Raw genomic sequence first — 12,932 nt, 5'->3', positions numbered from 1 at the left:
ATTGGAAATTGTTGGAACCGGGCGAAGTGCGTCTTGCGCAAATACAATGGGGTTGGCCGTAAATCTTGCCTGCTGTTCCTGAAAGAATGCGGGTTCCGCTTTGACTTCGGCACACCGTCCGGGCAGCTTGAAATGCTGCGGCAATGGTGTGGTGTTTGGGGATAATCTGCGTCAGCCCCTATTTCAAATATAAAATATCCGGTATAAATTCTATAAGGCATGATTGTTGTGTACAAATACGACAATCGCAATTTACGATCATGAAGAAAAATTGTTTTCACTGCGGACTCGAAATTCCCGAGCATATTCATTTACCCGTAATTTATGACAATGAAGCGCGCGAAACATGCTGTATGGGTTGTCAGGCAGTGGCGCAAAGCATCATCGATGCCGGTTTGGGTAATTACTATAAACAGCGCACCGCCGATGCGGAAAAAGCCGTTTTGCCCGAGCAGGATATTTTGTCGCAACTCAAGCTCTACGATTTGCCCGAAGTGCAGGCCGAATTCGTCGAGGTGGGCGAGGGCGGCAGGCGCGAAGCGGTGTTGATGCTGGGCGGTATTACCTGCGCGGCCTGCGTATGGCTGATTGAGCAGCAATTGTTGCGCCTGCCCGGTGTGAAACGTGTGGATTTAAACTACAGTACCCACCGCGCACGGGTATCGTGGAATAATGGCCAAGTCGCGCTCTCCGATATTTTATTGCGTGTACAGTCAACCGGTTATACCGCGTCGCCTTATGACGCGCAAAAAGTGGAAGAGTCGGCCAATAAAGAGCGCAGGCAATTTATCGTGCGCTTGGCGGTGGCCGGCATGTGTGCCATGCAGACCATGATGTTTGCCCTGCCGACTTATCTTTACGGCAGCGACATCGAACCGCTCTATCTGCAAATTCTGCATTGGGGCGGCTTTTTGATGGTGTTGCCGGTAGTGTTTTATTGCGCGGTTCCGTTTTATAAAGGTGCATTGCGCGATTTGAAGAACCGCCGCGCAGGTATGGATACGCCGATTGCGCTGGCGGTGTTGATGACGTTTGCCGCCGGTATTTACAGCATGATGCAAAACACCGGTGAAGGCATGTATTTCGAATCAATTGCGATGCTGGTGTTTTTCCTGCTCGGTGGTCGTTTTATGGAACAAATAGCACGGCGCAAGGCCGGTGATGCCGCCGAGCGTTTGGTTAAGCTCGTGCCGGCGTTTTGCCATCGCCTGAAAGACTATCCGAACAGCGATGCAACGGAAGAAGCCGTGGTCGCCAAATTACAGCGTGGTGACGTGGTTGTGGTGAAACCGGGCGAAGTGGTTCCGGTGGACGGCACCGTATTGGCAGGTGAGAGCGAAGTCAACGAAGCCATGCTGACCGGCGAAAGCCTGCCTGTGGCGAAGCGCGCAGATGATAAAGTGATTGCCGGCACGCTCAATGCCGCCAGCCCGCTGATTATCCGCACCGATACCGCCGACCGTGAAACGCGTCTATCGCATATTGTGAAGCTGCTCGACCGCGCCTTGGCGCAGAAGCCGCGTGTGGCCGAATTGGCAGAAAAATACGCATCTAACTTTGTGGCTGCCGAGTTGATTTTGGCGATTCCGGTGTTTATCGGCTGGACTTTATACGCCGATGCACAAACCGCCTTGTGGATTACCGTGGCGCTGTTGGTGATTACCTGTCCGTGTGCCTTATCATTGGCCACACCGACCGCGCTGGCGGCTTCTACCGGATCGCTCGCCAAAGACGGCGTGTTGATTGGCGGCAAAAATGCCCTAGAAGTTTTGGGGCAGATTGACGATGTGGTGTTCGATAAAACCGGCACGCTCACGCGGGGCGCGTTATCCGTGAGCCGCATCATCGCTTTAGGCCGTCTGAACAACGAAGACGGTTTGGCCGTTGCGAAAGCCTTGGAGCAGCAATCCGAACACCCGGTTGCCCGTGCGATTTTGAATTATGCGCCGGATAAAATACCTTCTGGCGGCCTGACCGTCGGGCAGCGCGTAAACCGTGTCGGCCAAGGTGTCAGTGCACAAATCACGTTTTGCGGAGAAACACAAATCTGGGCATTGGGGCGGGCGGAGTTTGTGGCCGGAATTGCCGGTGCGTTGACTGAAGCTGCCCATATTCCGCACAACGGCAGCATGGTGTTTCTCGGCAACCAAAGCGGCTTTCAGACGGCCTTTTTGCTGGAAGACGAAATCAAGGAAAACACAGCGGAAATGTCGGCCGATTTGAAAGCCAAAGGTATCCGCCTGCACTTGTTGAGTGGCGACCGAGAAGCTGCGGTCGCGCATGTTGCCCAAACCTTGGTTTTGGATGCGCATCACGCTGAAGCGACACCAGAAGACAAATTGAATTATGTGGCATTGCTGCAAAAACAAGGCCGCAAAGTCTTGATGGTGGGCGACGGTATCAATGATGCCCCTGTGTTGGCGCAGGCCGATGTGTCTGTAGCGGTGGCCGGTGGTGCCGATGTGGCACGTGATGGCGCGGATGTGGTGTTGCTCAACGACGATATGCGCGTGATGCCGCTGATGCTTGATCAAGCCCGCCGCACGCGCCAAATCATTCAGCAAAATCTGACATGGGCAACGGCTTACAACCTTATCGCCGTGCCGCTGGCGGTGTCGGGCTATGTGGAACCGTGGATTGCCGCGCTGGGTATGAGCTTGAGTTCGCTGCTGGTATTGGGCAACGCGTTGAGATTATTGAAACGCAGGTGATTTGCACATGCTTGCCAGATAACAAAGGCCGTCTGAAACCAATTTTTCAGACGGCCTTTGTTTGTTTGCCAACCTGCTGACAACTTTGTGTCACAAATCATGCAGCCATTTATGTGTCGGATTGCGGTGGGTTCGTTCGTGCCACACCAAAGCATTGGTAAAACCGGCAATATTGACCGGCAGCGGGAAAGGCTGATGTCGGCTTGTTGGGGAATCAGGTGGTAAGGGATGAGGGAGCGAAAATCGCTGTGGTACACAATGTCGGGCAACACCAAGGCGCTTTGTACCGATACACGGCGGTTGCCGCCGATATCGACAAGGGCGGGTGGGTTGCTGAAAGCGTTCTTTTCTGATGAGGCGGTGACATACTGCGATGCGCAAAACGCAGTCAAATTAGGCAGGACTGGTTGCAAAACAAGGGGGTCGGTGCACACGGCACAGATATAATCTTCGTCAAACAAGGCGCGAAACAAGGCGCGCGCATGCAGGTTGTCCGGTGCTTGCCCGGACGTGGCCAGCATAAAATCGGGCGTGCTGCGTTCCAGATCTTCCTCATGCTGCGCGGGTTGGATAAGGCGATGTTGATTTGAATGTTGGGTGCTTGGCGATGCAGTTTGGCTAGAAAAGGTGCGGTGACCATGCGCATGGCGTAACCGTTGGCGACGGTGTTGATTTGGCGTTCGGCACGCGGACAGGCTAGTTGAATTCGGGGTCGGCCAACAAACCTTGCGCCTGTTGGAGAATTTACCTCACCTGAAGAGCCAAACTCAAAGCGTGGTCGGCCGGTAAAATGAGCATAGCACCTTTGTCATTTGCTTAAACATAAAAAGACCGTCTGAAAATATTGGTTTCAGGCGGCCTTTTTTCAATCTGATATCTTACAAATAAACAATTTCACCCGTGCGGCCTTTGCTTTCTCCGCTCACCCACCAAATGAATGACGGCAATACGTCTTGGTAGGTTTTGCGTTCGCTTTCCGATTCTCCGGGGTGGGATTTGATACGTTGCGGTGAGTTAATCGCACCCGGCACAAGGATGTTGGCGCGCAGGTTGGGGAAGCGTTCCCATTCATCGGCCACCACTTTGCCCAAGTAGTTGAGCGCGGCTTTGGATGCGCCGAAGCCACCCCAGTAGGCTTGCGGGTTTTCGCCGTGGCTTTCGCTGACGAACAACACTGAGGCATCCGGTGATTCTTTCAGTAATGGTGAAAAGGCACGGGTCAGTCCCATCGGTGCGATGGTGTTGATGCGGAATTGTTTTACCCAGTCCGGCACGGTTTGGAAATCCAATGGTGACAAGGCATTGAAATAACAGGCACAATGCACAATGCCGTCAAGCCTGCCTTGGGTGGCTTCAGCAACAGTGGCGGCCAGTTGGTCGAATTCTTTGTCTTCGGCGGTAAGCAGGTCGAAACAGATGGCAAAAGGTTCGGCATGACCGGCTTCAACAATCGCGTCGTAAACTTTTTCCAAACGTTTTTGGTGGCGCGCAATCAAAATTACGGTTGCCCTGGCGGCGGCATAAGCTTTGGCCACTTGTTCGCCCAAGCCTTGTGAGGCACCGGTGACGATGATGGTTTTATTGTGTAATGTTGGCATAAAGAATCCTTGATGTTCGCTCGGGCCGTCTGAAAAAGAGCAGTGGTTTCAGACAACCTTTTAAAGAGTGCTACAGTGTATTGCAGTTTACCGGCCTTTACAACATGCTTGATTTGCCGTGTTCCGATTCGGTTCGTCTGAAAACCTCAATACACTAACGCCGAGTTTGCCAATCGTGCCAACACAAATCCGCCGCCGCCGCGCCCGATTGTACTGCTGCTTCCAGCGTGGCCGGATAGAGCGGGTGCAGGTAATCGCCACAAGGGTAAATACCGCGGTGGTGCAGCCAGGTGAAATCGGGTTGGGAGCGGTTGGCGCGCGAAGCGATCGTGGCGCGTTTTTCGGTAATCACGCGGCTGGCGGCAGGTTCACCCACATCGGGACAAACACGCCGCACATCGGCATGCACTTTTGCCGCCCATTCAGCAGGCGTTACCGCGCCGACATGGTCGGACACGCTCACCACAGCGGCGATTTCCTGCGGCGGCAAGCCGAGCTCGCCGCGTGAAATCAGCCATTGCGCCGTGCCTTTGGCAAAACCTGTCATCGCCGCCGGAAGCGTGACCGCTTGGGCATAGCGCAGATAGACCGTGGTAATCGCGCAGTATTCGGTATTTTGATAGGCTGTTTGAATATAATCCGGCGTTTCAGACGGCATCAGTGCCGCAGCATGATAGGGTGCCACCGCCAACACTGCCGCATCGAACGCTTCACCGTTGACATCAACCTGACCGCTTGGCAGATTTTCCAAAGGTGGCACGCGCGTTTCCAAATGGATTTTTGTCCCGCAGCGTTGCAGATAAGCCAGCGCCGGATTGGCAATGATGTTACCCAAATCCGTTTTCGGCAACAGGTAATCGCTGCCGGCCTTATCCGCCCATATGCCGTCTGAAAGCACATTGCATAAAATATTCAAGCTTGCCTGTTCCAGCGGCGTATTGAGCGCGCCCCACACCAGCGGCTGCCAAAACTGCGCAATCAGTTTGCGCGGCGTGTTGCGCTGATTGAGCCATGCGCGGATAGAAATGTCGGGCAGGTTTCGACGGTGACGGCCTTGCAGCGCATTCATATCGTTTAACAATTTGATTTTGTGCGCCAACGAAATATGTTTACCGCGCAGCAAACCCAGCAAAACATGCCACGGCGCAGGCAAAGCGGCCGTCTGAAACTGCATACCGTCGTGCAGATACCATTTCAGCGGCAGCCGCACAAAAGCATCTTTTTCACGCACACCGATTTGCTTCATCAACGACAACACGCTGTGATATGCGCCAATCATGATGTGCTGGCCATTATCCAAAAACGAAAAACCGCCTTTGTCGCCGCCAAACGCCCGCGCCCGCCCGCCTGCCTGCCTGCCTGCTTCAAACAGCGTCACATCCGCACGGTGCACCAACTTCACCGCCGCCGCCAAACCGGCCCAGCCGGCACCGATGATGGCGATTTTGGGTTTGGATTTTTGAGTTGTTAACATGGCTTTTCTTTTTTGATTGGGGTTGGTAGAAGGGTTCAAACGGCCTGAAGACACGGGATGATGGGATTATAGCAATGATTCCTGCTTGTAGGGGGATGCCGGAGCACAACGGGGGGAAACGGCATTATTTACTGTTTCAAAGTGGAAAAATCATGCTGAAGACAAATCAGGCTGTCGGAAAGTTTGTCTGGGGAAATACAGGTTTCAGACGGCTTTTTTGAGAAGCCTAATGACTGCGTGCGTACTAGTGGTATACACCATACGCGTGGGTTGTAGATTTTATGCAGGTTACGGTTGGCTTCCTTGCGGCAGATGGCGTCAGATTATCGTTAAATACACAGGTAGTCGGAGGGAGGGATTTGTCGCACAGACGGAGGGGAGGGGCGGCAGATAAGCACCACAAAGCCGTCTGAAAAGTTACATTTTTTCAGACAGCTTTGTCCTATTCGGTTTTCCGTTCTAGGACGTGTCCTTATTTTGTCTGTGTCGCCCATTTCCGGGCAGAAAAGCACGTATGCAGGGCAATATCGAAAGAGAAAGATTCTACATGATACGCCGGTAATACCGGCCGGTGCGGCAAGGTCGGATATTTTGCGCGTACTTCCAACGCGGCAGACGGGTTTTTATACCGGAAAAATGGCGCATGATGAAATGAGGACACGCCTTAAGTTAGCTTAAGGTGCAAGAAAAAGCCGGCATTATTTGCAGTTTTTGAAACGGACATCTGCATAAACACCCGTCTTATCCCATCACAACGCCAAGCCATTTGGGGCGCCCATCGGCAGGATAAAATCACGATTACTCCAAGCCGGTGCGGCTGAAACTGCCTGTACTGCCCACCGGTGGTAGGGCTGGACATGTTATCCGTCGCTTAATGGAACGGCATAATCCATTTGGTTTTAGGGATTCGGGATATCGGTAAAAGGAATGGTGCCGTTTGGTGGATTTAATCATGTGATTAAGGCATAGGCTTTGAAAGCCGGTACGCCTTTTGGGGCTACAGGCTTGTTTTTCTCCAGCTGCTGTGTATAAACAACGCGGCTGTTTCTGGTATCTGCAAAAAAAAAAAACTAAAACTCAAACCTTAAATCCAAACAGCCAAGTCTTCAGCGCGATGCGTTTTTTTCTGGATGGGGGAATGGCGATTTTGTATTTTAATACGTTTTGTACGCCGTCACGTTCGATTTCCTTGAGTAAGGCGTAGTAAATGGCGGCCATTACCAAGCCGACTTTTTGTTTTTTTCTGTCGGCGGCAGGTAAGAGGGCGAGGGCTTGTTGGTAAGTGTCGCGGGCACGTTGGATTTGGAAGGCCATCATTTTGCCAAATTCGGGCGTAGGCCGGTATTGTATAATCACGGCAGTAGGAACGTTGAAGCGTTGCAAGTCTTCCTCCGGCAGGTAAATGCGCCCGTTGCGTGCGTCTTCACCGACATCGCGGATAATGTTGGTCAGTTGCAGAGCCAAGCCCATTTTGTCAGCATAATCCAGGGTTTGTGGGTCAGCGAAGCCGAGAACCCGGGTAATCAGGCAGCCAACCACGCCGGCGGCACGGCGGCAATAAAGTTTGAGCTCGTCAAAGGTGGCATATCGCGCTTGATCCAAATCCATCTGCATGCCGTCGACGAGTTCGACAAATTCGCTTTGCGGCAGGCCGAATGTTCGGATAACGGGTTGTAAGGCTTGGTTGACAGGGTGTTCGGGCAGTACGTCGGAAAAGGTGCGCGCCAAATCGATGCGCCACCAACTGAGTGTGGTTTGGGCGGTGTTTTTGTCGCGGCAATCATCGACCACGTCGTCAAGTTCGCGGCAAAAGGCGTATAAAACCGTCATCGCGTCACGCTGGTGTTCGGGCAGGAATTTGAAGCTCGATAAAAAACTGGAGCCGCTTTCGGCAGCTTTTTGGCGGCAATAGTCAATGGGGTGCACGGCGTGTCCTGTGAGTAAGTATGTGGGCGTGACGGATTGTATAACGATTTCGGGCAGAACAGAAGGCCGTCTGAAAAAATTATGCGTTCAGACGGTTTTTACGTGGGATCCGGCTAAAAAGGCCATTGCAATTGGCTATTATTCCCGACTAAACCACTCAACTATCGGCATTAAATCTGTTAGAATACGGGCGATGACACAATAAAACCAAAAGGCACACCAACCATGGCACTTTTGCAAATTTCCGAACCCGGCATGTCTGCCGCGCCGCATCAACACCGTTTGGCCGTAGGTATCGACCTCGGTACTACCAACAGCTTGGTCGCCACCGTACGTAGCGGCAGCGCAGTCTGCCTGGCAGACGAACGCGGCCGCAAAATCTTTCCTTCCGTCGTGCGTTATTGCGAAAACGGCCGCATCGAAGCCGGCGCGGATGCGTTGAAGGCACAAAAAATTGATCCGTTCAATACGATTAGTTCGGCCAAACGCTTGATTGGCCGCACTTTGGCGGATTTGTCGAAAGAACCTCATCATCTGCCTTACCGTTTCGGCAGCAACGAGCACGTGATTGAATTGAACACGCGGCAGGGTGCGAAAACCCTGATTGAAGTGTCGGCGGAAATTTTGAAGGCTTTGAAAACGCGTGCCGAAGAGAGCTTGGGAGGTGATTTGGCAGGCGCGGTGATTACCGTACCGGCGTACTTTGACGATGCGCAGCGCCAAGCCACCAAAGATGCGGCACGTTTGGCCGGATTGAATGTTTTGCGTTTGCTCAACGAGCCGACTGCCGCGGCGATTGCTTATGGTTTGGACAACGGCTCGGAAGGCACGTTTGTGGTGTACGATTTGGGCGGCGGCACATTTGACGTGTCGGTGTTGCAGTTGACCAAGGGCTTGTTCCAAGTGAAAGCGACAGGCGGTAATTCGGCTTTAGGCGGCGACGATTTCGACCATCGTTTATTCTGCCATATTTTGGAACGTGCCGATTTGTCGAAACTGAATGAGCAGGACAGCCAATTGTTGCTGGCCTTGGCCCGTGAAGCCAAAGAAACTCTAACGACCGAAACCAGTGCGACCGTGCAGGCCGCACTTTCAGACGGCCTGAAAGCGGATGTGACCATCACGCGCCAAGCGTTCCACCAGCTGACGCAGCATTTGGTGCAAAAAACCATCGGGCCGGTGAAGCAGGCATTGAAAGATGCAGGTGTGACTAAGGCCGATATCAAAGGCGTGATTATGGTGGGTGGGGCGACCCGTATGCCGCACGTCCGGCAGGCAGTGGCGACCTTCTTCGGTCAAACGCCTTTGGATAATCTGAATCCTGATGAAGTGGTGGCACTGGGCGCGGCGGTACAGGCCAATGTGCTGGCAGGTAACAAAACCGATGGAGAATGGCTGCTTTTGGATGTCACGCCTTTGTCGCTGGGCTTGGAAACGTATGGCAGTTTGGCGGAAAAAATCATTCCGCGCAACAGCACGTTACCGGTGGCGCGTGCGCAAGAATTTACGACCTTTAAAGACGGACAAACCGCGATGACGATTCATGTGGTGCAGGGCGAGCGCGAGCTGGTATCGGATTGCCGCAGCTTGGCGAAATTCACTTTGCGCGGCATTCCGCCGATGGCGGCTGGTGCGGCGCGTATCCGCGTTACCTTCCAAGTCGATGCCGACGGTTTGCTGTCGGTGTCTGCGCAAGAGCAAACTACGGGCGTGAGCGCGCAAATCGAAGTGAAACCATCTTACGGTTTGGACGACGGCATCATCACGCAAATGCTGAAAGAAGGTATGAACAATGCCGCCGGCGATAAGGCCGCCCGCGCCCGCGCCGAAGCCACGGTCGAAGCCGAAAGCCTAATTGATGCAATCCAAGCCGCGCTGTCACTTGACAGCGATTTGCTCGAAACCGATGAATTGGCCAAAATCGAAGCCGACATTACCGCTTTGCAAGAAGGTGTGAAAGACGGCAGTGCCGATGACATCCGCGCCGCCGTCACCGCCTTAAGCCACAGCACCGACAGTTTCGCCTCCAAACGCATGAACCGCAATATCCGGCGCGCGCTGATGGGGCAGAGTGTAGATAATATTTGAGCAATTTCAGACAGCCTTTTCCCTCATAATTAAGGCCGTCTGAAAAAGAAAGCCGATATGGAATCATTAGGTCAAGATTTATACGGACAAACCAACGCATTCTGCAGACCGGGTGATAACTTGGCCGATGAAGGCCGATTCAACGAAGCCTTGAAACAATACAAGGAGACATGGACGCCGTTGCCCGGGCCGAAAGCGCAGCAGGAGGCATCGATGGATTTTGGCCGCGATGGCGGGACGGTACCCGTTTTTAAACGGCAAATACCGTCAGGCAGTGAAGGATTTGACTGAGGCACTGGCCGGCACCAATGCACCGGACAATCCTTTATCTATTTGCGTTTGGGCCAAAGCCAGTTTGAACCGGGTAAGGAAGAAGCCGCGACGGAAGCCTTGCAAACAGCTTATGAATTGGGCGATGAAGATTTGTGGGACGGTGAAGATGAGAAATACAATACCTGCAATTTTTAACGGCAGAGGTTGGCGGAATTTTGATTCCGTCACACTCGGGTTGTCTGAAACATTTTGAAAGAAAATCATGCGCTTGTGGCACGAATCTTTGATTTCCCAATTGCCGCGCCAACAGCTTTTGGGCCAACACCGCGAATGTGCTGCCTTGCGCGGTGCAGGTTGGGGGCGGCCGCATGCGACGGTCGATTACGTGTTTACCCATCCGCCGTATAAGCTTTTTCAGTATCATGTGCTGATTATGCAGGAAATGCACCGGCGCGGTTACCGGCCTGATGAAGCGTGGTTCGATCCGCTTTACCGCGGTAAGACTGAGCCGCCTTATCCCGAACTACCGCCATTGCCTGCCGACAACCCGATTTATCCCGAGCATGATGCGGATTATCTGCAGGAATGCTTGGAAAATTTAAAGCAAAAAGGCATCGTATTACACATGCCCGACACAAACCACTGACATCAACGAGAACATAAAAATGCCGAAAATTACCGTATTGCCACACGCAACGTTATGTCCTGAAGGCGCACTCATCGATAACGCACCGGAAGGCAAAACCGTATTGGACGTTTTGCTGGATCACGACATCGAAGTCGATCACGCCTGCGAAAAATCCTGCGCGTGTACCACTTGCCACGTAATTATCCGTAAAGGTTTCGACAGCTTGGAAGAGCCGACTGAAATCGAAGAAGACCTGCTTGACCAGGCATGGGGTTTAGAGGCAGATTCGCGTTTGAGCTGCCAAGCGGTAGTGGCGGATGAAGATTTGGTCGTGGAAATTCCGAAATACACCATCAACCATGCACGTGAAGACCATTAATAGATACGTAAAAGGCCGTCTGAAACCGGATATTCCTATTTCAGACGGCCTTATGCCGGCGACTTATAAAACTTATTTCTGTTTGTAGCCGCCGAAACTGAAGCGGGAAACGCGTATAGGCGCGGCTTTTGACGACTGAGTCCAAGCAGTGGCATAGTTTTCTGTTTTGGGTTGGGTATTGATCAGGCTCAGGCTTTTGCCTCGATGAGAAATAATGTTTCGGACATCCTGTTTCGGATGAGCAGAAGGTTCGTTCAGGTATTCCGGGTATTGGTTGCCCGTAAGTTGCGGCGCACGGTCTGATTCTGCTGCAGCTAAGCCGAAACCGTTTATCATCTGCTGCACAATGTCTTCACAATAAACCTGCTTGGTATCACCTTCCTTCTTGACATGTGCCAATAAGACTGATATCCGGCTGCTGTCGAGCACCTGTTCTGCAATGCGCTGATATATATTCCAACGTTTCAAGCGAATCACGGCAGAATCGGCATCCGGCGGCATGGAAAGCAGGCGGATCTGTCCTTGCTTATTACCGCAATGAATGCGCAACGTGACTTGCGTCAAGCCATGTTGTCCATCAAGGACATGGTAAATATGGCGGATGAGCAGAATCAAACGGTCAAACGGATGCGCTTTGGCAAAATAATCAGTGCTGTCGGGCACAGAGCCGTAAACCAATTTAGACAGTTTGGCATTCAGTGCATTGTTCATCAGCGATTCCTTTTATTGCTGGCAATAGATTTTAAGAATCTTTTGCACCGATTTAGTTGCATGGCTGAGTGTAAATTAGCGTATATTCTCCATCACAAGCCTGATTTGACTGCACGATCACGATGGTTTGCCTTACATTGAAACCATTTCAGACGGCTTTACGTCTGCCAAACATCGAAAGGGCATATATATGAAATGGACTGATACCCAACACATCGCCGAGGAACTGTATGACTTATACAGCGACACCGACCCCAAAACCATCCGCTTTACCCATTTGCGCGAATTGATTATGGCACTGCCCGAATTCGACGACGATCCGACACGCTGCGGCGAACGCATTCTTGAAGCCGTGCAACAGGCTTGGATTGAAGAAGCCGAATAATGGATTGGCTGCCTGGACTGTATATCCGCGCCGCGCATAGTCTGGACGGCATTAAACTTGTTTCCAAAGATGGCACGCCGTCTGAAAAGCTTTCAGACGGCGTGTGGGATGAAACGGTGTGCCGATTTGCCGATGCTGCTCGTTTGCCGTGTAAAACCAGCGGTCTGGTGCCCCAACAACCCGGCACACGGCACATGACATCGGTGCGTAAACGCTTTACCGATTCTTGCCGTCTTTGTTTTGGCTGAAAATGCAATAGTAAGATTAAAGGTATGACTGGTATGGGAACAGGCTGCCTGAAGGCGCAGGTTTTCAGACGACCCGTTTTATGGTGATGAACAAAATTCATATTTTCCTGTTTGTGTCTGCGACATTTTACGGTATGTCCCCATTTCATCATGCGGCATCTTTCCGACCTTGCCGCACCGGCCGGTTTTACCGGCACTGCGTGTAAAACGTCCTTTTTGAGTATTGCCCCCGCATGCGCACTTTTCTGCTCGAAAAAGGGCGGCGCAGACGAAATGAAGATACGCCCTAATTTTATAAGTAATTGATTTTATTTTAAGTAAATCATTTAAAAAGGCCGTCTGGAAAAGAGTTGAATCTTTTTCCGGCAGCCTTTTTGGCCATGAAAAAGAATTGCGGAAAGGTTGCTAAATGCCCAACAAATTCTATTATTAAAATAATTCATGATTATTCTGAAAATTTTGAAATTGACTCATGGCTGTGAAAAAAATAAGATGGCATTAACAGAAAATA

Annotated in this window: 13 protein-coding genes and 1 pseudogene; 9 read left to right on the top strand and 5 right to left on the bottom strand. The window is 51.9% G+C overall.

Features of this window, described 5'->3' with window-relative positions:
- Together C7N83_RS10395 and C7N83_RS10390 are read left to right on the top strand one after the other, a co-directional pair.
- Positions 1–165, top strand: a pseudogene (locus C7N83_RS10395) (IS1595 family transposase); the annotation flags it as partial.
- A gap of 95 nt (positions 166–260) precedes the next feature.
- A complete protein-coding gene (locus C7N83_RS10390; RefSeq protein ID WP_106742508.1) occupies positions 261–2,711 on the top strand; it encodes a heavy metal translocating P-type ATPase in 2,451 nt (816 codons plus the stop codon).
- Here the strand turns inward: C7N83_RS10390 and C7N83_RS14280 are convergent.
- From C7N83_RS14280 to hpnD, 4 genes are all read right to left on the bottom strand, one after another.
- A complete protein-coding gene (locus C7N83_RS14280) occupies positions 2,621–3,232 on the bottom strand; it encodes a type 2 periplasmic-binding domain-containing protein (RefSeq protein ID WP_146135137.1) in 612 nt (203 codons plus the stop codon). The two genes, C7N83_RS10390 and C7N83_RS14280, sit on opposite strands and share 91 nt — an antisense overlap.
- A gap of 357 nt (positions 3,233–3,589) precedes the next feature.
- Complete coding sequence (locus C7N83_RS10380; RefSeq protein WP_106742505.1) at positions 3,590–4,309, bottom strand: SDR family oxidoreductase; 720 nt, start codon at positions 4,307–4,309, stop codon at positions 3,590–3,592.
- A 154-nt stretch (positions 4,310–4,463) separates the two neighbouring features.
- Positions 4,464–5,783: a hydroxysqualene dehydroxylase HpnE gene (hpnE, locus tag C7N83_RS10375; RefSeq protein ID WP_106742503.1), complete on the bottom strand. Its 1,320-nt coding sequence runs from the start codon at positions 5,781–5,783 to the stop codon at positions 4,464–4,466.
- A 1,077-nt stretch (positions 5,784–6,860) separates the two neighbouring features.
- The gene (gene hpnD / locus C7N83_RS10370; protein WP_106742502.1) at positions 6,861–7,709 is read right to left on the bottom strand and encodes a presqualene diphosphate synthase HpnD; all 849 of its coding nucleotides are present in this window, start codon (positions 7,707–7,709) and stop codon (positions 6,861–6,863) included.
- Between the two features lie 225 nt (positions 7,710–7,934).
- Here hpnD and hscA point away from each other — a divergent pair, with 225 nt between their 5' ends.
- The 5 genes from hscA to fdx all read left to right on the top strand — a co-directional run bounded on the left by hscA (position 7,935) and on the right by fdx (position 11,077).
- On the top strand, positions 7,935–9,797 hold the full coding sequence (hscA, locus tag C7N83_RS10365; RefSeq protein ID WP_106742500.1) for a Fe-S protein assembly chaperone HscA: 1,863 nt from the start codon (positions 7,935–7,937) through the stop codon (positions 9,795–9,797).
- Between the two features lie 57 nt (positions 9,798–9,854).
- Positions 9,855–10,088 (top strand): hypothetical protein, encoded by a 234-nt coding sequence (locus C7N83_RS10360; protein ID WP_106742498.1) that lies wholly within the window; start codon positions 9,855–9,857, stop codon positions 10,086–10,088.
- A gap of 42 nt (positions 10,089–10,130) precedes the next feature.
- Positions 10,131–10,265 (top strand): hypothetical protein, encoded by a 135-nt coding sequence (locus tag C7N83_RS16645; RefSeq protein ID WP_281256767.1) that lies wholly within the window; start codon positions 10,131–10,133, stop codon positions 10,263–10,265.
- Positions 10,266–10,332: 67 nt separating this feature from the next.
- On the top strand, positions 10,333–10,716 hold the full coding sequence (locus C7N83_RS10355) for a TIGR02328 family protein (RefSeq protein WP_106742497.1): 384 nt from the start codon (positions 10,333–10,335) through the stop codon (positions 10,714–10,716).
- Between the two features lie 19 nt (positions 10,717–10,735).
- Positions 10,736–11,077, top strand: a complete 342-nt coding sequence (fdx, locus tag C7N83_RS10350; RefSeq protein ID WP_106742495.1) for an ISC system 2Fe-2S type ferredoxin — start codon at positions 10,736–10,738, stop codon at positions 11,075–11,077.
- 72 nt (positions 11,078–11,149) lie between these two features.
- On the opposite strand, the gene C7N83_RS10345 is transcribed toward fdx, so the two are convergent.
- Positions 11,150–11,788, bottom strand: coding sequence for a hypothetical protein (locus tag C7N83_RS10345; protein WP_106742494.1), 639 nt, complete (start codon positions 11,786–11,788; stop codon positions 11,150–11,152).
- Positions 11,789–11,978: 190 nt separating this feature from the next.
- Here C7N83_RS10345 and iscX point away from each other — a divergent pair, with 190 nt between their 5' ends.
- Positions 11,979–12,173 (top strand): Fe-S cluster assembly protein IscX, encoded by a 195-nt coding sequence (gene iscX / locus C7N83_RS10340; protein WP_106742491.1) that lies wholly within the window; start codon positions 11,979–11,981, stop codon positions 12,171–12,173.
- Positions 12,173–12,421 (top strand): hypothetical protein, encoded by a 249-nt coding sequence (locus C7N83_RS10335; RefSeq protein ID WP_106742489.1) that lies wholly within the window; start codon positions 12,173–12,175, stop codon positions 12,419–12,421. The genes iscX and C7N83_RS10335 overlap by 1 nt, the downstream gene beginning before the upstream one ends.
- The last annotated feature ends 511 nt before the right edge of the window (positions 12,422–12,932 follow it).

The sequence above is a fragment of the Neisseria iguanae genome, assembly GCF_003013245.1.
GTDB classification, from domain to species: domain Bacteria; phylum Pseudomonadota; class Gammaproteobacteria; order Burkholderiales; family Neisseriaceae; genus Neisseria; species Neisseria iguanae.
Note: the sequence above shows the minus strand (reverse complement) of the source record. Positions and strands in the feature narration are given on the sequence as shown.

Bases quoted from the DNA above. Each gene is read 5' to 3' on its own strand.
- C7N83_RS10390 (WP_106742508.1), top strand. From the start codon at position 261: ATGAAGAAAAATTGTTTTCACTGCGGACTCGAAATTCCCGAGCATATT.
- C7N83_RS14280 (WP_146135137.1), bottom strand. From the start codon at position 3,232: ATGCTGGCCACGTCCGGGCAAGCACCGGACAACCTGCATGCGCGCGCC.
- C7N83_RS10380 (WP_106742505.1), bottom strand. From the start codon at position 4,309: ATGCCAACATTACACAATAAAACCATCATCGTCACCGGTGCCTCACAA.
- hpnE (WP_106742503.1), bottom strand. From the start codon at position 5,783: ATGTTAACAACTCAAAAATCCAAACCCAAAATCGCCATCATCGGTGCC.
- hscA (WP_106742500.1), top strand. From the start codon at position 7,935: ATGGCACTTTTGCAAATTTCCGAACCCGGCATGTCTGCCGCGCCGCAT.
- C7N83_RS10360 (WP_106742498.1), top strand. From the start codon at position 9,855: ATGGAATCATTAGGTCAAGATTTATACGGACAAACCAACGCATTCTGC.
- C7N83_RS10355 (WP_106742497.1), top strand. From the start codon at position 10,333: ATGCGCTTGTGGCACGAATCTTTGATTTCCCAATTGCCGCGCCAACAG.
- fdx (WP_106742495.1), top strand. From the start codon at position 10,736: ATGCCGAAAATTACCGTATTGCCACACGCAACGTTATGTCCTGAAGGC.
- C7N83_RS10345 (WP_106742494.1), bottom strand. From the start codon at position 11,788: ATGAACAATGCACTGAATGCCAAACTGTCTAAATTGGTTTACGGCTCT.
- iscX (WP_106742491.1), top strand. From the start codon at position 11,979: ATGAAATGGACTGATACCCAACACATCGCCGAGGAACTGTATGACTTA.
- C7N83_RS10335 (WP_106742489.1), top strand. From the start codon at position 12,173: ATGGATTGGCTGCCTGGACTGTATATCCGCGCCGCGCATAGTCTGGAC.